Origin of the sequence: Streptomyces sp. TP-A0356, from assembly GCF_001417775.1 — a bacterium.
GTDB lineage: Bacteria > Actinomycetota > Actinomycetes > Streptomycetales > Streptomycetaceae > Streptomyces.
Genome location: NZ_BBZJ01000029.1, coordinates 19,307 through 37,052 on the forward strand (window position 1 = coordinate 19,307; position 17,746 = coordinate 37,052).

At 67.7% G+C, this 17,746-nt stretch carries 22 protein-coding genes and 1 tRNA gene; 19 read left to right on the forward strand and 4 right to left on the reverse strand.

Annotated features, from left to right (window positions below):
• Positions 1-221 precede the first annotated feature (221 nt).
• Positions 222-1,025, forward strand: a complete 804-nt coding sequence (locus ASC56_RS40760; RefSeq protein ID WP_159039726.1) for a tetratricopeptide repeat protein — start codon at positions 222-224, stop codon at positions 1,023-1,025.
• Between the two features lie 372 nt (positions 1,026-1,397).
• Here the strand turns inward: ASC56_RS40760 and ASC56_RS42220 are convergent, their stop codons facing one another.
• The 3 genes from ASC56_RS42220 to ASC56_RS30320 form a co-directional block, all read right to left on the reverse strand.
• Positions 1,398-1,784: a hypothetical protein gene (locus ASC56_RS42220; protein ID WP_079102795.1), complete on the reverse strand. Its 387-nt coding sequence runs from the start codon at positions 1,782-1,784 to the stop codon at positions 1,398-1,400.
• Positions 1,781-2,128, reverse strand: a complete 348-nt coding sequence (locus tag ASC56_RS30315) for a hypothetical protein (RefSeq protein ID WP_055494789.1) — start codon at positions 2,126-2,128, stop codon at positions 1,781-1,783. Before ASC56_RS30315 ends, ASC56_RS42220 begins: the two co-directional genes overlap by 4 nt.
• Before the next feature lie 144 nt (positions 2,129-2,272).
• A complete protein-coding gene (locus tag ASC56_RS30320) occupies positions 2,273-2,686 on the reverse strand; it encodes an ATP-binding protein (RefSeq protein WP_234377116.1) in 414 nt (137 codons plus the stop codon).
• Positions 2,687-2,901: 215 nt separating this feature from the next.
• Here ASC56_RS30320 and ASC56_RS30325 point away from each other — a divergent pair, with 215 nt between their 5' ends.
• The 15 genes from ASC56_RS30325 (at position 2,902) to ASC56_RS30395 (ending at position 13,764) form a co-directional block, all read left to right on the forward strand.
• Entirely contained in the window at positions 2,902-3,216 is a 315-nt protein-coding gene (locus tag ASC56_RS30325; protein WP_055494791.1) for a putative quinol monooxygenase, read from the forward strand.
• Positions 3,197-4,435, forward strand: a complete 1,239-nt coding sequence (locus tag ASC56_RS30330; protein ID WP_234377117.1) for a helix-turn-helix transcriptional regulator — start codon at positions 3,197-3,199, stop codon at positions 4,433-4,435. The genes ASC56_RS30325 and ASC56_RS30330 overlap by 20 nt, the downstream gene beginning before the upstream one ends.
• A gap of 321 nt (positions 4,436-4,756) precedes the next feature.
• Positions 4,757-5,113 carry a hypothetical protein gene (locus ASC56_RS30335; protein WP_055494792.1) on the forward strand — a complete coding sequence of 119 codons (357 nt, stop codon included), beginning with the start codon at positions 4,757-4,759 and terminating at the stop codon, positions 5,111-5,113.
• Positions 5,113-6,489 (forward strand): FtsK/SpoIIIE domain-containing protein, encoded by a 1,377-nt coding sequence (locus ASC56_RS30340; RefSeq protein ID WP_055494793.1) that lies wholly within the window; start codon positions 5,113-5,115, stop codon positions 6,487-6,489. The genes ASC56_RS30335 and ASC56_RS30340 overlap by 1 nt, the downstream gene beginning before the upstream one ends.
• An 84-nt stretch (positions 6,490-6,573) precedes the next feature.
• Positions 6,574-6,783, forward strand: coding sequence for a hypothetical protein (locus ASC56_RS30345; RefSeq protein WP_055494794.1), 210 nt, complete (start codon positions 6,574-6,576; stop codon positions 6,781-6,783).
• A gap of 22 nt (positions 6,784-6,805) precedes the next feature.
• Complete coding sequence (locus ASC56_RS30350) at positions 6,806-7,420, forward strand: DUF2637 domain-containing protein (RefSeq protein WP_055494795.1); 615 nt, start codon at positions 6,806-6,808, stop codon at positions 7,418-7,420.
• 11 nt (positions 7,421-7,431) lie between these two features.
• Positions 7,432-7,623 carry a mobile element transfer protein gene (locus tag ASC56_RS30355; protein ID WP_055494796.1) on the forward strand — a complete coding sequence of 64 codons (192 nt, stop codon included), beginning with the start codon at positions 7,432-7,434 and terminating at the stop codon, positions 7,621-7,623.
• Positions 7,624-7,633: 10 nt separating this feature from the next.
• Positions 7,634-7,828, forward strand: coding sequence for a hypothetical protein (locus ASC56_RS30360; protein ID WP_055494797.1), 195 nt, complete (start codon positions 7,634-7,636; stop codon positions 7,826-7,828).
• A gap of 14 nt (positions 7,829-7,842) precedes the next feature.
• Entirely contained in the window at positions 7,843-8,088 is a 246-nt protein-coding gene (locus ASC56_RS30365) for a hypothetical protein (protein WP_055494798.1), read from the forward strand.
• A gap of 130 nt (positions 8,089-8,218) precedes the next feature.
• Positions 8,219-9,541 carry a replication initiator gene (locus tag ASC56_RS30370; protein ID WP_055494799.1) on the forward strand — a complete coding sequence of 441 codons (1,323 nt, stop codon included), beginning with the start codon at positions 8,219-8,221 and terminating at the stop codon, positions 9,539-9,541.
• Complete coding sequence (locus ASC56_RS30375; protein ID WP_055494800.1) at positions 9,517-9,711, forward strand: AlpA family transcriptional regulator; 195 nt, start codon at positions 9,517-9,519, stop codon at positions 9,709-9,711. The genes ASC56_RS30370 and ASC56_RS30375 overlap by 25 nt, the downstream gene beginning before the upstream one ends.
• Positions 9,708-11,081 carry a tyrosine-type recombinase/integrase gene (locus ASC56_RS30380; RefSeq protein WP_055494801.1) on the forward strand — a complete coding sequence of 458 codons (1,374 nt, stop codon included), beginning with the start codon at positions 9,708-9,710 and terminating at the stop codon, positions 11,079-11,081. Before ASC56_RS30375 ends, ASC56_RS30380 begins: the two co-directional genes overlap by 4 nt.
• Positions 11,082-11,289: 208 nt before the next feature.
• Positions 11,290-11,511 carry an antibiotic biosynthesis monooxygenase gene (locus ASC56_RS30385; RefSeq protein WP_107309385.1) on the forward strand — a complete coding sequence of 74 codons (222 nt, stop codon included), beginning with the start codon at positions 11,290-11,292 and terminating at the stop codon, positions 11,509-11,511.
• Positions 11,512-11,867: 356 nt separating this feature from the next.
• Complete coding sequence (locus ASC56_RS30390) at positions 11,868-12,341, forward strand: YcxB family protein (protein WP_159039727.1); 474 nt, start codon at positions 11,868-11,870, stop codon at positions 12,339-12,341.
• 820 nt (positions 12,342-13,161) lie between these two features.
• Positions 13,162-13,764, forward strand: coding sequence for a hypothetical protein (locus tag ASC56_RS30395; protein ID WP_234377118.1), 603 nt, complete (start codon positions 13,162-13,164; stop codon positions 13,762-13,764).
• 225 nt (positions 13,765-13,989) lie between these two features.
• On the opposite strand, the gene ASC56_RS30400 is transcribed toward ASC56_RS30395, so the two are convergent.
• Positions 13,990-14,061, reverse strand: a tRNA-Arg gene (locus tag ASC56_RS30400).
• A gap of 103 nt (positions 14,062-14,164) precedes the next feature.
• On the opposite strand from ASC56_RS30400, the gene ASC56_RS30405 reads away from it, so the two are divergent.
• From ASC56_RS30405 to lysA, 3 genes are all read left to right on the forward strand, one after another.
• Complete coding sequence (locus ASC56_RS30405; protein WP_079102797.1) at positions 14,165-14,698, forward strand: response regulator; 534 nt, start codon at positions 14,165-14,167, stop codon at positions 14,696-14,698.
• A 379-nt stretch (positions 14,699-15,077) separates the two neighbouring features.
• Positions 15,078-16,241, forward strand: coding sequence for an ArgS-related anticodon-binding protein NrtL (nrtL, locus tag ASC56_RS30410; RefSeq protein WP_055494805.1), 1,164 nt, complete (start codon positions 15,078-15,080; stop codon positions 16,239-16,241).
• Between the two features lie 16 nt (positions 16,242-16,257).
• On the forward strand, positions 16,258-17,649 hold the full coding sequence (gene lysA / locus ASC56_RS30415) for a diaminopimelate decarboxylase (protein WP_055494806.1): 1,392 nt from the start codon (positions 16,258-16,260) through the stop codon (positions 17,647-17,649).
• Positions 17,650-17,746: the final 97 nt, after the last annotated feature.

The window sequence follows — 17,746 nt, forward strand, 5'->3', positions numbered from 1 at the left end:
TGGCGGTGGATCAGAGGTTCGCGGAGCGAAACGGATTTCGCCAAGGAACTCCACTCCCCGAGGCTCCACCTGGCTGGGTGCAGTTGGCGGATTTGATCGCTGCCGACACAAATGCCACCGGTCTCGCCCCCTTAACCGGGTCCCCTACCCCGCGAGCCCAGGCACGCCGAAGGATGAATGCAGCTTTAACCTCTGCCTTCACAAACAAGCTTCACGGATGGGTGGAAACTGCAGACCTTCAAGCGCTCATCGACTGGGAGGCGCCGGCAGTCTCTGACTTCCTGGACTTTTCCTTGCCTGAGTCGACGAAAGCTAGAAAAATGGCCTTCGTGCGGAGTCGTTGGCTCATGGATCGCCTCACGGAAACCTACCTCTCTGACTGGCGTTTCACTTCGCTTCAGCTGGAATGGCGATATTCCCGAGGTGAGCAAGAGCCGCCGTGCGGCCGCAAGGTGATGCGGGAAAGGTATATTGAGCGCAACGAGTTGGCATTCGCTCTCTCGGATGCCGCTTCCCGTCGGGACAGTACTAACGAGAAATCTGCTGCGCTATATTCTATGGCGCTGCAGCTCGTGAAGTCCGAGCAGGTTGCCTCCGCAGCGGAAGTTCTCAAACTGGCGCTAAAGGGTGATCCGGAGAACCCCAAACTGCTGAATTCTCTGGGGTTCTGCATGCTTGCTGAGGAGCCGCAAGTAGCGATCGAGTACCTTGAGCAGGCGCGTTCACTGGGCTACAAGAACACCGTCAACACTTGTAACCTGCTTTACGGACTCCTTCGTACGGGGAAATATGCTGCGGTGCTGGAGCTGTCCGAAGCGGCGTTGGTGGACTGGCCGAAACTTGATCGCACCACGTCTGTGCTTTGGGACTTCAAATCCGAAGAGCCCAAGATACTTAGGAATGCATGTTCTCGGTGTTATGTGAAAGACATTGGGCTATATGTCGTTCGTAGCCACGGAGATGCAAGCAGTCGTCTCCGCTGGGACGAAATGACGCGCAACATGCACGACCCTTCCGTTCAATAGTGATGGTTGGTTAGCCTGCGCGCAGGACCGGTCCGTAAACCGCAAGGTCGGTGGTGCGGCTTTGGGCTGGAGCCGATTTGGCGCGAGTGATCATGGCCCATGACGCTAGCCAGCGGATCGGGCAGGTTTGTGATCCTGCCCGTTAGTGCCCGATTTTGGGCCATGATCTGCGAGGCTCGCGCCAAATTGGCTGCCTAAAGCCGTGGAGCCGACCGGCCTCAGCCACAGAGAGTTTTTCCTACCTCTGCCCACTGCACGCAGCGCGCCGCCGGGCGCGGCCAGCCGGGGCGGAGACAGGAGGCAGGCCGCGCCGCAGAGGCGGCGCGCGCCCGCGCCGTGCGCGGGCCTTGAACCCGTGAAGAAGGTTGTAACTCAGTCGGTGGCGTGGGGCGTGTGGGGTTGGAAATCTTCTACGCAGGCTGGGAGTTCGACGCCTTGGCGGTATGCGAGCGGCAGGAAGAGCACTGGTCGGATCGTCCATGTCACGCGGGTACCAGCCTGAGTGATGGTGACCGTGCAGGGCTCCGCGCTTAGGAGGGCTCGCCTCGTGCGGATGCGGCCCTCGTACAGCCAGGTCCATGCCTCGTCGGAGGCATCCGGGTCGAGCGCCGGTGAAATTGTGCGGAGTGCCATCGCGACCCATCTGTCAGCCTGGGGCGCAGAGTAGGCATCGAAAGATGCCAGGAGTGTAGGCCGATTCCCCTCGGTGAGGTCTTCCGTCCAGCACTGGCACCAATAGCCGCGGGCGAGTCCCTTCATGATGCTGCTCCTCGGGGATTGGCCACGAGCACGTAGCGGGTGCTGTCGTCGTACAGGGTGAGTTGGTAGGCCGTTCCTGCGGCCAGATACGCGAGGGCTCGTTCGTTCTCCGGTTCGTCGGTGAGCCAGTGGCGGCCTGGCTGTGCGTATGCGGCGTCGAGCTGGTCCGTGATCTGACTCGTACGCTCCCGAACCCAACGCAACGCCAGGCGGGGGCTCGTAGCGCCGTGCGATCCCAGCGGGATGGAGCAGTCCTCGTGCAGGGGGTAGGCGGTGGCCCAGCACTGGTATGAGGCGAGCTGCCCGCCTGCCTGCAAGTTTTCAGCGGCGGCCGGCGTCAGCATGGGTGTCCTCCAGGGCTGAGCTGCGTGAAGAGTTCCTCGGTGACTGCGTAGCCGCCATGGCCGTCGTGGACCCGGCGTGTGATCGCGCTGACCCTCCGTGGGCTGCCTGTGACTTGTCGGCCTGGTGGTCGTCTTGCTCGGGCTTCACGAACACGGTGCCGACTCCCGGAGCTCTGCCCGGCCGCGCAGTTCGGCGGTGACGGTGCGCCCGGAGTCGTCGCCCTGGACCACAACGCGGTCGGCGAGAGCGGAGACCATGCCGAGTCCGCGGCCGTGGGTGGAGTTGGGGGATGGATGCTGGATCGCGGGACTGGTCTTGGCGTCTCCGGAGTCGGTCACCGCGATGGTGACGGCCAGCTCGGAGACGGTGAGCGTGACGTGAAAGGTGCCGGCGTCGTCGCCGCTGGCGGTGTGCATGAGGGCGTTGGTGCCGAGTTCGGTCACGATCAGCGCGGCGTCTTCGGAGTGGGGGTGCTCGTCCAGCGTGGCGCGGGTCCAGTTGCGCGCGGCGCGGAGTTCTTGAGGATCCCCAGGGAAGGTGTGTCGGTGGGTGGGCATGGCGTCCTCCATGGCGGGTGACCTGCTGTCTTCCGTGTCAGCCGTGCCGACTGGCTGACACGGCCCATGCAGAGCCGTACAATTAGTACTAGCACCGTACCGAATGTGCGCGTACCGAGAGTGTGGGTTCGTACTTTTCGTGCGGGCGACCCGGCGCATAGCGTTCGGCGTGCGGTCTGGTGCTGACTTGGATGCCGATGGAGAGAGGACCTCGCATGTTCGGTCTGTTTGTGCGCTTTACCTGCAAGGACGAAGAGGCGGCGGCTGCGTTCGATGACCTCGTGGCGCGGACTGGGGAGCAGATCCGTGCGAACGAGCCCGGCACGGTGATCTACACCGTGCACCGCGTTGACGGCCGTCCGCTGGAGCGCGTGTTCTACGAGCTCTACCGGGACAAGGACGCCTTCGAAGAGCACGAGTCGAAGGACTACGTGCAGGCCTTCCTGTCCGAGCGGGACCGGTACCTCTCGGCCACGGAGGTTGATCGCCTGGACTTCGTGTCCGGCAAGGGTGTGGACGTTGAGTACTGAGTATCAAAAGGCGCTCGGCCGCAAGATCGCCTTCAACCGCAAGCGCCGGGGGCTGTCACAGAAGGAGTTCGCCGGCCTGCTGGGGCGCTCGGAAGCGTGGGTGTCCCAGGTGGAGCGGGGCGTGCGCCGCATCGACCGGATGACCGTGCTGGAGAAGGTCGCCGACGTCCTGGAGATTCCGGTCGCCGAGTTGGCGGCCGAGGCCCCCATCGTGGCGTCGGTGGCCGAAGGTGAGCCGCCCGGGGCGTGTCGGCTCCGGATGGTGCTGAGCGCCGCGCACTCATTGAAGGCGGTCCTCGGTCAGCAGAACGCTTCCCCCGATATCCCGGCGCTTCGCGCCGAGGTCGACCGCGCCTGGTCGCTTACACACCAGGGCAACTACGCCGACCTGGCCGAGTTGCTCGAAGAGCTCGTCCCCGGGTTGGAGTCGGCCACCCGCTCGGTTCCAGAAGCGGAGCGTCCCGAGCTGTTTCGGCTACTGGCGGTCATGTATCACACGTGCAGCGGCGCGCTCGCGAACATGGGGGAGCCTGAGGCGGCCTGGATCGCTGTCGACCGTGCCGTGGTCGCTGCCGAGCGGGCGAATGATCCGCTGCTGATGGCGGCCGGTGAGTTCCGGTTGTCGCTGGTCTTTCTCGGCGCGCGGCACTTCGAGCAGGCGGCCCAGGTGTCCGGGAGTGCGGCTGAGGCTCTGCGATCTCTGGCGGAGTCCGGACAGGTCGAGGCGGTGGCGCTGCGTGGTGCGCTGACCCTCCAACGGGCGGTCGCTGCCGCTCGGTTGAACCTGGCCGATGAGGCGTACGGGTATCTCCGTGAGGCTCGTGAGATGGCCGAACAGGTCGGCGATGGGCGCAACGACTACAACACCGAGTTCGGGCCGACCAACGTTGGCTTGCACGAGGTGGCCGTCGCGGTCGACCTGGGGGATGCCGGAGTCGCTCTGCGGGCCGCGCAGGCCGTCGACGAGTCGGGGCTGTCCGCGGAACGGCAGACGCGCTTTCAGATCGATGTCGCCAGGGCCTACGCCCAGCGCCGACAGGTCGCTGACGCGGTCTCAGCCCTGCTGAGGGCACGTGAGCTGTCGCCCGAGATGGTGCGGGCCCTGCCGATGGTGAAGCAGCTCGCGGCGGACCTGCTGACCATGGCCCAGCCGCCCTCTGAGGAACTTCGCGCCTTGGCGGCGGAGTTGGGCGTACACGAAGTACGGACTGGTACCTGAAGTACTAGACAGTACTTCGAGTACGGGTTACTGTGGTTGGTGTCGGCACGCCCCTTCGCGTCCAGCGGAGTTGGTGGTGTGGACATGCGAACGGGCCGGAGCAGGAAGGCAGACCTGCACCGGTGCGTAAGCGGAAGGGCCACAGAAAACAGATGTGGCCTGAGCGGGAGGCAGCCCACTCAGGCCGGGTGCGTCTTTGGCATCAACGCTCCTGGAGCGTATCGCGCCCAGTCGGTATGAGGTCAACCTCCCGTTGCGTAGTCATTCGTCACTGAATGCAGCCGTACGCGTGTGCGGCGCAACGCAAGGGAGAGCATTTCTGTGCGTGTAATCCGTGTGGAGACTTCGGCGGCCACCATCCTGCTGACCGAAGCCCCGGAACCCAAGGTTCGGGACCGCCAGACCGGAGAGATCGCCAAGGACGCCACCAGCGGCGAGGCGCTCATGACGATCGGCGCCGTCTACATCGAGGACGGCGAGTCCTCGCTCATCAAGGTCACCGTGCCGGAAAGCGGCATCACCGAGGGCCTGACCCTCGGTGCCCCGGTCTCGCTTCCGGGTCTGGTGGCCCGGCCGTGGGAGACCATTTTCAACGGTCAGCAGCGGCACGGCATCGCCTTTCGCGCCGCCGCCGTCACACCGGCCGCCTTCCCGGCTTCGGCTGAGGCCTCGGCCTGATGTCGGACTGGTTGACGCTGCTGGAGGTAGGTGGCCCCCTCGCCGGGCTCGGTGGCGGGGCCGCCTACACCCGGGCTCGTCACCCGGGCGTCTACTGGTCTACGGTCGGCTTGCCGATATCGACGGCCCGGCTCCTGGGCTCGTACGGCTCCGTCATGGAGGCGTGCGGCCTGACCGACCAGCCCTCCCGGCTGCGGGCTCTGGCAGTCAAGGCAACGACTCGCCGTGAGATCCGGCCTGTGCCTCCTCGCCGGGGAGTCATCCGGCCCACCTCGACAGGCTTGCGGCTTCGGCTGCGGCTGGCTCCGGGGCAGGAGCCGGCGGATGTCGCCGCATCGGCGGAGCGGTTGCGGCATGCCTGGGGCGTTCACGCCGTGTACGTGACGGACGTGAGGCCGGGGGTGGTGGAACTGCGGCTCGTCGGCTTCGACGTGCTGCGCAACGTCCGGATGCCCAGAAAGGCGGGCGGCGGACTCCTCAAAGTACCGGTGGCCCTGAGGGAGGACGCGACGGCCTTCGTTCGGGACTACCGGACCATCCCGCATCAGCTCACTCTCGGCGCAACGCTGTCGGGGAAGTCCATGTACCAGCGGCACCTGGTCACCGGGCTGGCACAGCAGCCGGTCGCGCTGGTCGGAATCGACTGCAAGCGGGGGGTGGAGCTCGCGCCCTTCGCCCCGCGGCTATCGGCACTGGCGACCGATCCCCAGCAGGCGGCCGAGCTGCTGCCGGTCCTCGTGAAGGAGATGGAGGAGCGGTACGACCTGATCAAGGCCCGGCAGAACGTCGCGCCCGACACCCAAGACGAGGAGATCACGTCGGACATCTGGGGCCTGCCCGAGAAGGAACGGCCCGTGCCGATCGTGCTGTTCGTCGACGAAGTGGCCGAACTGTTCCTCGTCGCCACGCGCAAGGACGAGGAACGGCGCGACGAGATGGTCACCCAGCTCATCCGCCTTGCCCAGCTCGGTCGCGCGGCCGGGATCTACCTGGAGGTGTGCGGGCAGCGGTTCGGGGCTGAACTAGGTAAGGGCGCGACCATGCTGAGGGCACAGCTGACCGGCCGGGTCTGCCACCGCGTCAACGACGAAGCCTCCGCCAAGATGGCGCTCGGCGACATCGCCCCCGAAGCGGTGTACGCCGCCTGCGCCATCGCCCCCGAACGGCCCGGCCTGGCCGTGGCCGGTGACACCTCCGGCGGCTGGTCCCGCATTCGCACGCCGTTCCTGTCCCTCTCCGACGCTGCTGAAATCTGCCGGGAATCGGCGCACCTGGTGCCTGACCTGCCCTCGCTCGAACCCTTCCGGCCCGCGGTGCCGCTCCGTCCGGCTGACGCCCCGGCATCCCTGCTCAAGCCCGTCCCGATCGCCGAGTAGGCCGCTCACCACGCCCCAACGGCCGGCACGTCCGTCTCGCGCCAAGTCCCTACCCCGCCATGCCCAGAAACCGAGGGAGCCACCTTGTCCCGCCCAACCATTCCCGACGTCACGGCATTGATCGCCGACCTGGCCGACCACCGCAAATTTGGCGTCGGCGACTACTCCGAACTCATGAGCCGTAAGGCGGACCTGCTGGAACGCATCGCCGCCGACTGGCCCGGCGACACCGAAGCGGCCGAGGTCGCCGCCACTGCCCGCGCTCGGGCCGATGAGCTCAAGTCCACTGACTGACCGCACTGGAGGGAATTGAACCGTGCGCGCCCACTTGGCCCGCGTCGATGCGGTGCTCATCCAAGCGGTGATTGCCGCCGCGCTGTCCTTCGCCCACCTGCACGACCTGGCCTCGGCCGCAGGGCAGCACGGGTGGAAGGCGTGGGCGTACCCGGTCTCGGTCGACCTGCTGTTGGTGGCGGCCTGGCGACGACTGCGCTCCGGCGGGGCGAAAGCCGCCGGGTGGTGCTGGTTCCTCGTCGCGCTGACCGCTTCACTCGGCGCCAACGTCGCCACCGCCGGCCTGCTCGACCTGGGCACCGTACCCGCCTGGCTCCGCATCCTTGTCGCCGGATGGCCCGCGGTCGCCTTCCTCGGCGGCACCCTCCTCGCCCACACCCCACACGGAGCGACCGAAGATCCCGCACCGGTCATCCCCGAGCCGACCGGCCCTGAGCCTGAACCGCGACCTGCGCCTGAACGGCGACCGGCCAGCGCCCGTTCCCCGGTGCCGGTCCCGGCCGCCCTCGTCGACCACGCCCGAAAGGTCGCCGCCGAGCACCGTGCACGGACCGGCGCGGCCATCGACACCCCGACCCTCCGGGCACGGCTCGGCGTCCCGGCGCAGCTGGCCGAAGCCATCGCCGCACAGCTCTGAGAGGAGCGCACATGCCCGCCAACCGCCGATTCCGCAACGTCGTTCGCATCGGACCCGTCCAGGTCGGCACGTACTACGACGGCCGGGGCCGTGAGAAGCACACCGCCGCCTGCACGGCGCCGCGCTGCGGCTTCTCCACGGACTACGACTCCCGCGCCGCCGCCGAGCTGGCTGCCCGCACCCACCGCTGCGCCGCCCGCTGAGGAGATCGCCGTGACCGTCTCACTCCCGCTCGTCTTCGTCCTGGGCGTCATCGCCTGGGCCGCGATCAAGTTCCTCGGCATCCGCCTGTGGGTCGCCGTCGTGATCGCCCTGTTCGGCTTCTGGCTCTCACACACCTTCCTCGCCCCCGCCATCGAGTCCGGCACCCGCTCCGGGGTCGGCGTCGTCAACGGCACCCGCAAGTGACAAGGAGGTCCGCCATGTTCCGCCCCAAATTGCCCGATGTCCCGACGCTGCCGACGACGCCCCTCGTCTACCAGCAGACGAAGGCTCCGGTGCCCTCCATGGGCCGGTCGCTCACCCCCTACGCGGGCGCGGTCGTCGCCGTGGTCGTCGTCGGCGTGGTGCTGACCGCGCTCCTGGCGGCCGTCGCCGTCTCAGCCGTGTCCGTGGCCATCGCCGCCGTTGTCCTGCGCTCCCTGCTCAACGGCACCAACAAGCGCTGACCGGCCGCCGGGGCGGCAACACCCGCCAAGCATCCCGCCGCCCCGGGGCCCGTCCTCCCAACCGCCGAAACAGCCGAAAGGAGCACCCATCATCACCCGGCACACTCCGCCCCCGCTGCGGGAACTCTCCATGCTGGCCTCCCTCGGCACCATGCCCGAGCTGGCCCACCAACTCTCCGGCCTGGGTGGCTGCACCCACCCCGTCCGCCTCGACGGCCACCGCACGGAGTATGCGGTCAACAAGGAAACCGGCGAGATTGGCAACGTCCTGCGTCACCTGGACTCTGCCGCCCTTCCTGCCGGTCAGCTCCTCGTCCGTTGCAACAACCGCCGCGCAACCCGCTGTGCGGCCTGCGCCGAGACCTACCGCCGCGACACCTATCACCTGATCACTGCCGGACTGCGTGGCGGCAAGGGCACGTCGGAGCGGGTGGCGACCCATCCGCGCGTCTTCGCCACGTTCACCGCCCCGGGCTTCGGCCCGGTCCACAACCGCCCCTCTGGTGGACGGGACTGCCGCTGCGGCATCCGCCACGACGAGCAGGACCCGGCCCTGGGCACGCCCCTCGACCCGGACAGGTACGACTATGAAGCGGCCGTTCTTTGGAACGCGCACGCCGGCGCCCTGTGGCGGCGCTTCTCGATCTACCTCCGTCGGGAGGTCGCCAAGCGCGCTGGCCTCACTCAGCGGGCGTTCCGGCACCATGCCCGGGTCTCCTTCGCGAAGGTGGCCGAGTACCAGAAGCGCGGTGCCGTCCACTTCCACGCCGTTATCCGCATCGACGGCCCCGAGGGCGGAGACACCGCACCCCCGGCATGGGCCACGGCCGAGCTGCTCACCGACGCCATCCGGGCCGCCGCCGCCACCGCCGCGCGCGTCGACGGGCCGGAGATCGACGGCCGAACGCACCGCTTCGTCTTCGGCCGTCAGCTCGATGTCCGCCCGATCCGCTCCGCCGACTTCGACGACGGCCAGGAGCTGACCGAGCGAGCCGTAGCGGCATATATCGCCAAGTACGCTACGAAGGGTGCCGAGACGGCCACCGGCACCCTGGACCGGCCGATCAGGTTCCTCGCCGAGCTGGCCCAAGCCCGGATCACTGATCACGCCCGGCGCATGATCCGCACCGCCTGGGCCCTCGGTGCCCGTCCTGAACTGGCAGGCCTCCGCCTGAGGGCCTGGGCTCACATGCTCGGCTTCCGCGGCCACTTCTCCACAAAGTCCCGCCGCTACTCCACCACCCTCGGTTCCCTCCGCGAGGCTCGCGCCGACTGGCGCCGGGCCCAAGCGGCTCCAGCCGCCCCGCAGGACAGCGAAACGACGCTGGTCCTCGCCCACTGGGTCTTCGCCGGCACTGGTCTCAGCGCTGCGGAGACCTGGCTCGCCACATCCATCGAACCCGCCCCCGGAACGGAAGGAGAGCCGACATGGACCGCCGACACGACGAGCTGATGACCGTGCACCAGGTCCTGGATGAGCTGGGCGGGGTTTCTCGGCGGACCTTCTATCGATGGCGCGAGTTGGGTCTGGGACCGGCCGCGTTCAAGCTGCCCAACGGTGAGCTTCGAGTCTGGCGGAGCGATTTCGCGACGTGGCTGCGGCAGTTGGAGGCGGCGGCGTGAAGTCTCTCGATGTGAAGGTGTGGGGCGTCCGGAAGAGGAACACCAAGAAGTCTTCCTACGACGTCAGATGGACCGTGGCTGGGAACGTCTTCTCCGAGCAGTTCCGCACCAAGGCGCTTGCGGACCACTACCGCTCGAAGATCCTCCACGCCACCCACGCAGGCGAAGAGTTCGACACGGTGACAGGGCTGCCTGACTCGTTGGTCGAGAAGGCGCCTTCGATGACCTGGTATGCCTTCGCCTTGAAGTACCTCGCCATGAAGTGGCCGCACGCTGCGCCGAACACGCGAGACGGGATCAACGAGTCCCTGACCGCCGTAACGGTGGCCCTCCTCGACGAGCGTCCGGGACGGCCGGCTGACGAGGTGCTGAGGAAGGCGCTCCGCAACTGGGCCTTCGTTCTTCCTGGCCCCGATGATCGCGAGGTGCCGCCCGAGGTCGCCAACACCCTGCACTGGGTGGCCAAGGCTTCGCGCCCTCTCTCAGACCTCGGCGACGCGGCGATTGGCAGGGCTGTCCTGGATTCGTTGAAGCTCAAGCTCGACGGGACGGCGGCTGCGGCGGAAACCGTACGGCGCAAGCGGCGCACGCTCGTCAACGCGATGCACTACGCGGTGGACCTGGGCGAGTTCAAAGAAAACCCGATCACTGCGATTCGGTGGAAGAAGCCGAAGGTCGCCGGGGAAGTAGATCCCCGCGTGGTGGCCAATCCGGAGCAGGCTCGCGCTCTGCTGACTGCGGTCTCTTACGTTGGCGGGTACGGCCGTGCTCGCGGCCGTCGACTCGTCGGGCTGTTCGCCTGCATGTATTACGGCGCCTTACGCCCGGCCGAAGCCGTCGGCCTCACGAGGGCAGACCTGAAGCTGTCCGCGGACGGCTGGGGTACAGCGCTGCTGAACCGCACCCGCCCCAGCGTCGGCAAGCTGTGGACCGACTCCGGAGAGACGCATGACGACCGCGGACTGAAGAACCGACCCGTGGAGGAGGTCCGGCCAGTGCCGATCCCGCCCCAGCTCGTCACGATCCTCCGGGAGCACTTGGCCACGTTCGGCGCTGCGGATGACGGGCGGCTGTTCAAGAATGAGCGCGGGGGAGTGGTCGGCTCGTCCACGTACTACCGCGTGTGGCAGGAAGCGCGAGAGCTGGCCCTCCCGCCGGCCGTGGTCGCCTCTCCGCTCGCTGCTCGACCGTACGACCTCCGGCACTCGGCGCTGTCCACGTGGCTCAACTCCGGTGTGGATCCTACTGAGGTGGCCGAACGCGCCGGCAACAGTGTTGAGGTCTTGCTGAGTCGCTACGCCAAGTGCATCGACGGCCGACAGGACATCGCCAACCGCAAGATCGAAGAGCTGTTGCGCGAATACGAGTGAGCACATGCGTCGCCCGGCTCAAGGTCCCTGGACGATCCGGGGACCTTCGCCTTGTCGCGGAGCTCCCTGAGGCCGATGTCAGAGATGGTCGTCTACGCACCGACTCTGGTCACCCTGTGAGCTCCTCGCCAGGTCGGCCCGATGGGCGTCCCGCGAGGGCCTCATGATGGACGGGCGCCGACCAGACGCTGATGAGAGGGAACCTGGCATGTTTGGACTGTTTATCCGATTCACCTGGAAGGACGAAGCCGCGGCGGCCGCATTCGATGACCTGGTTGCACGGACTGGTGAGCAGATTCAGGCGAACGAACCTGGGACAGTCATTTACTCGGGACACCGCGGTGATCGCCGTCCGCTGGAGCGTGTGTTCTACGAGCTCTACCGGGACAAGGCCGCTCTGGCGAGGGCGTGGAGTGCTGAGCGCTACTGATCGAACAGCTGCTGCGCGAGTACGAGTGAGGGTCCCGCACCGCGCTGGATCCGGAGGTGATCGCCCTGGTCCGGAGAGGCGTTGAACAGCAAAAACGCCGCGATTACGATCACGGGCGAACGGGACTTCGGAACCACGACTGCTGATCACGACGCTACACCGGCTGGTGACGCTCGGCCGCACGGTTCCGGTCACCGCGACGCGTGTCCCTGATGTGCCGCGCGCGTGCCAACGCCCAACAAAAGCCCAGTTCAGTGGCTGACAACCGCATGCAAGATGCGATTAGGGGGTGCGAGTGTCGGTCGGTCCACCTGGCTGAGATGATGCGCTGCCGAGTGATCAACTGGGGAGGGCTCATGAACGTCACTACCACCTACGATCAGAACGTCGACGAAAGCTATCGCGGCGTGAAGGCCGGCCTCCGCGCGAGACGGCGCCTGTGGTGGTCGTGCTCCGCGGTTGTGCTGGTCGGCGGCATAGCCGAGCTCACGCTTGGACAGATCCCCTTCGGCACCGCCGCAGTCACCTTCGGTGTCCTGTTTCCCCTGCAGTTCACCGTGCGTGCGAAGCGGTCCATCGCGAAGGCATTGCGCCGAGTCCCCGGACCGATGGAAGTGGACTTCAGCGAGGACAAGGCGGTCCTCAGAAAGCCGGGCAGCACGTCCGAGGTGGCGTGGCATCGCTTCGTCAAGCTGGCTGAGACACCGGAGTTCTTTCTTCTCTACGTCACGAAGCGGATTGTTGTCCCAGTCCCGAAGCGCGCTTTCACGCCAGCCGAGGTCGCAGAGTTGAGTGCCTTTCTGTCCGCCATGCCCAACTACGCCAGCTAAGCCGCCGCAGGCTGACCCTCGGTCGCCTGAGACAGACAGACTGCCAGTCACGAACACTCAGGGTCAGCGGCTGTCGTTTACGGGGGTCGCCGCGACGCTGGCAGCCGCGACCGTGGGGTCATCGGCTAGGGGTTGCGCTGCACTTCGTCGGTTCGAAGTAGCACTTGAACGCCTCGTCATTGGCGCTGCTGATCTCCGGGCCCGAGGGTACGGGTTCCGTGATGTCCGAGGGCAACGGGCTCTGGCACCACTGCGACGTCGGATGATGTGCACACCACGTGCCCGGCTTGAAGCTCGGGGCCGGCAGCTTAGGTGCGCTCTCCGAGGACGAGGCCGAAGGGGATGCGGCTGGTTTCCCCCTCGGGGCGCTGCCGTCGACGGTCGGCACGGCTTTGCCGCTGTGGCAGGCGGCGGCGAGCAGGATGGCGGGAACGAGCAGGACGATACGGCGCACGAATCCCCCTTGGCAGTGCGGAAGTTGCCTGCGGACACAGTGGCAGCTGCGCACGGACTGTGGACCGTGGTTGGGCAGAACGTGAAAGAGGCGGGCCCTATCCAAAAGCCCGGCAGTCCCGACCACCCTCAATGGCGGGACCGAGGAAGCCCCGGCAGGCGGGTCCATCCCGGTCGGGGCTCATCACCGGGATCGCGTGCCGGGGGTTCTGTGGGTCCTGAGGCCGCATGGCAGTGTGTGCTCGTGCGCCCTTCCGTTGTTGATCTGCCAAGAGTCTTGGCCACATGCTGGCTGTACTGGATCGCTGTACCCACGGGTGATCAAGCAGGGGTCATGGAACTGATGGGGCTTGTCCAGCCTCGTCCCGTGACGTTCGCCGAAGCCGAGGAGATCATCGATGATGACGGCCACGGAGGGTCGGAGGGCAATCCCGACGGGATGGCTCGGGTGTACGTCAGCCCAGAACTCGACGGGTGGACCTTGGTCATCGGTCCGTGGTGCGACCCTTGCGATGTTGAGCGCAGCGACGACGTGCTGCACCTGTGCCGGGACCTGAGCGCCCGCTACGGCCAGGCGCAGGCGTACTACTACGGGGCACAGGGCGATGGTTCGGCCTGGCTCGTTGCTCAGGACGGTGTCGTGCTGCGGCGCTACTGCGAGACCGGAGAAGCGGAGAACGCCTACTTGACGCTGGGAGAGCCCCTGCCCCTCGAACGGGCTCGCCGAAAGCAACTCGGATTGCCGGCGGTATGGGACGAGGCGACGGAATCAGACGAGGACGAGGACGAGTGGAAGTGGGCCGCGTTCGACCTCGCTCCCGAGATCGCCGCGGCTCTGGGTGTCAGCCCGTTGAAGCTGACGGCGGAGACGCGCGTTGAAGGTAACGGGGTCATCGCTTTCACCCTGAACGCGACAGAGGTTCAAGCTGAGTCCCTGCGCTTGGACGCCGAGGCCGACCTGTCCGCCTGATGGCTTCCCTAGGTCGTGGACCCGGCAGGCGCCGGGCCGGTAGATGTTCCACGGGGCTCGGTCTTTTCCGGTGCTGACCCGGGCTGATGCCCCAAGATCCTGTCCACGAATAGTCCACAGACCCCGTCCTAGGGCTGCTCAGGGCCGCATACGCCTGCACATACACGAAGACCCCGGCCTCAGCGTTTCCGCTGGTGACGGGGTCTTTGGGCACCTCATGCAGGGTGCCCCCGGCAGGATTCGAACCTGCGCACACGGCTCCGGAGGCCGTTGCTCTATCCCCTGAGCTACGGGGGCGTGTCGGGCGCGGTGTTTGCGGCGACGGGTAGAACCCTACCAGCTCTTTCGGGGTCTTCATGAACGGTTTCCCGGGGGGCTCGAGGCGGCTCGCCCGGACGGGGTGGAAGTCGGGAAAACCCGGACGCGGCACCCTGTGCCGACCTACTCTCGAGTTGTGTCAGGCGCGTCCGGCCGGGTTCTTGTTGTGGACGACAACAAGGTCATCCGGCAGCTGATCAGGGTCAACCTCGAGCTGGAGGGTCTTGAGGTCGTGACCGCGGCCGACGGTGCCGAGTGTCTGGACGTCGTCCATCAGGTGCGGCCTGACGTGGTCACCCTCGACGTCGTCATGCCGCGGCTGGACGGATTGCGGACCGCCGCGCGGCTGCGGGCCGACCCCCGGACCCGTGGGCTTCCCCTCGCCATCATCAGCGCCTGTACTCAGTACGAGGTCGAGAGCGGCCTCGACGTCGGCGTCGACGCGTTTCTCGCCAAGCCCTTCGAGCCGTCCGAACTCGTCCGGCTCGTGAGGGAGTTGATGGAGCGTCGTGAGCCGCTCGGGGAGGGGGCGTCCGCCTGCGGGAGCGGTCTCGAAGTCGGCGACGGGCATGTAGGGACCGTCGGACCTCCTGCCCAGACCAGGCCTCCCGCTTAGACGGGGCCTCCCGGCCAGACGCGGCCTCCCACGCAGGCTGGGCCTCTGCGGCGTGCGGTGCAGGTGGGCACCCGGACGGCTGAGTTCCGCCGACAGTGGTTGAGCGCCATCCACAGTCCGCTGAGCGTCGTCCACGGCTGGCTGAGCGCCGGCAACACCTGGTTGAACGCTTCCGGGTCGGCAGATGTCGTCGGACAGCTCCCCGCCCCGCCAGCCCCATCTCACGCCAGCACCATCCCCGGCCAGCCCCATCCCACATCGCACCCCACCCACCCCACCCACTCCGTTCACACCGTCAACCCCACCAGCTCCCTCCACACCTCCCACCCCACCCAAACCAGTTCGCATACCTACCCCCCTCCTCCCATACCCTTGTGCCGTGACCCCCGTCGAGCTCTCCCGTACCGTGCTGTGCGCGGTGCGTCGTGCTGTCGATGACGGGGAGCTGAACGTGTCCGTGCCCGCACGTGCCGTGGTCACTCCGCCCGGGCCCGGTGGCCGTGGTGACTACGCCACCAACATCGCGCTTCAGCTGGCCCGTCCGGCCGGGCGTGCGCCGCTCGATGTCGCCGAGATCCTGCGCCCCCGCATCCGCGAAACCAACGGCGTCGCCGATGTCGAGATCACCGGGCCCGGTTTCCTGAACATCCACCTCGAACCGGCCACCGCCACCGCCGCCCTCGTGCGCGAGATCCTCGACCGCGGTATCCACAACAGTGGTCACCCCGCGAGCGACCACCACAGCGGTAACACGAGCGCCGACCCCGGCCCTCACAGCGGGAACCCCGACCCGATCAGTGGAAACACCGGCAACCCCAGCAACACCAACCCCGAGAACCTCAGCAACATCAATCCCAGCAGCAAGCCCAGCAACACCAAGCCCAGCACCCCCCCCTACGGCCACACCGCCACCCTCGCCCACCACGTCATCCCCCTCCGCATCCCTTATGACATCCGCGCCGAAGTCGTCGCCGACACCCTCGTGCGGATCATCGCCAGCCAGGGGGGGCGCGTCGAGGTCGATCACGCGCGTCCCGGTGAGCAGGTCGACCTGCGGCCGGTTCCGGCGCCGGAGGACCCCGCTCCGCTCGGGCCCGACGCCGCTCGCTGGGCGCTGCTGTACCCCGCCGCCCACGACCGGCCCCGGATCACCGCCGACCATCTGCTGCAGCGCGAGAGCAACCCCCTCTTCCGGGTCCGTTACGCCCACGCCCGCGCGCGTGCCCTCGGTCGTAACGCCGCGCGCCTTCGGTTCGACGGCCTTCCCGGCGACGTACCGGACGCCACGGCCCTGGTGCGTGCCCTCGCCGAGTACCCCCATGTCCTCACCCTGGCGGCGGCCCACCGTGCGCCCGACCGGCTCGCCCGGCACCTCGTCGCGGTCGCCGACGCCCTGCTCGCCTTCCAGCACACCGTGCTCCCGCTCGGCGACGAGAAACCCTCGGCCGCCCACCGCGCCCGGCTGGCCCTCGCCGAAGCGGCCGGGACGGTGCTGGCCGGCGGCCTGTCCCTGCTCGGCATCAGCGCCCCCGACTACCTCTGAGGAAGCCCACACCGTCATGAGCCGTTCCGCACACCCCGCCGGGCCCCGCCACGCCGATGTCCTGCCCGAGGGGCACTACTCCGCCCCGCCCGCCGACCTCAACGCCCTGGACGCGAAGGTGTGGGCCCAGACCGTCGGCCGCAACGCCGACGGCGTCGTCACCGTCGGCGGCGTCGACGTCAAGACGCTCGCCGAGCGGTTCGGCACCCCCGCCTACTTCATCGACGAGGCCGATTTCCGGGCCCGGGCGCGGGCCTGGCGCACCGCCTTCGGGGCGGGCGCCGATGTCTTCTACGCGGGCAAGGCCTTCCTCTCCCGCGCCGTCGTGCGCTGGCTCGACGAGGAGGGGCTGAATCTGGACGTGTGCTCGGGAGGCGAGCTCGCCACGGCCCTCTCCGCCGGTATGCCCGCCGACCGTATCGCCTTCCACGGCAACAACAAGTCCACCGAGGAGATCACCAAGGCGGTCGAGAGCGGGGTCGGGCGGATCGTCCTCGACTCCTTCCAGGAGATCGTCCGGGTGGCGCACATCGCCTCGTCCCTCGGCAGGCGGCAGCGGGTGCAGATCCGGATCACCGTCGGCGTCGAGGCGCACACGCACGAGTTCATCGCCACCGCTCACGAGGACCAGAAGTTCGGGATCCCGCTGGCCGGCGGTCAGGCCGCCGAGGCCGTGCGCCGGACACTCCAACTCGACGGGCTGGAACTGATCGGCATCCACAGCCACATCGGATCGCAGATCTTCGACATGTCGGGCTTCGAGGTCGCCGCGCACCGGGTCGTGGGTCTCCTCAAGGACATCCGGGACGAGCACGGCGTCGAGCTGCCCGAGATCGATCTCGGGGGCGGCCTCGGAATCGCGTACACCAGTGACGACGACCCCCGTGAGCCGCACGAGATCGCCAAGGCGCTGACCGAGATCGTCGGTCGGGAGTGCGACGCCGCGCGGCTGCGCACCCCGCGCATCTCCGTCGAGCCCGGGCGCGCCATCGTCGGGCCGACCGCCTTCACGCTGTACGAGGTCGGCACCATCAAGCCCCTCGACGGGCTGCGCACCTACGTCTCCGTCGACGGCGGCATGTCCGACAACATCCGCACCGCGCTGTACGACGCCGAGTACAGCGTCGCCCTCGCCTCCCGGACCTCCGACGCCGAGCCCGTGCTGGTCCGTATCGTCGGCAAGCACTGCGAGAGCGGCGACATCGTCGTACGGGACGCGTTCCTGCCCGGCGACCTGGCGCCCGGCGACCTCATCGCGGTGCCCGCCACGGGCGCGTACTGCCGGTCGATGGCCAGCAACTACAACCATGTGCCCCGCCCGCCCGTCGTCGCCGTGAACGACGGCGAGGCCCGGGTGATCGTCCGCCGCGAGACGGAGGAGGACCTCCTTCGCCTCGATGTGGGGTGACGGTCCCGGGGCGGCTCCCGAGGGGCCCCGAGCCCGGCGGAAGATCTTCCTGTCTTTCGCCGCCGACAAAATGAAATAGACGTCTCACGATCCGGAC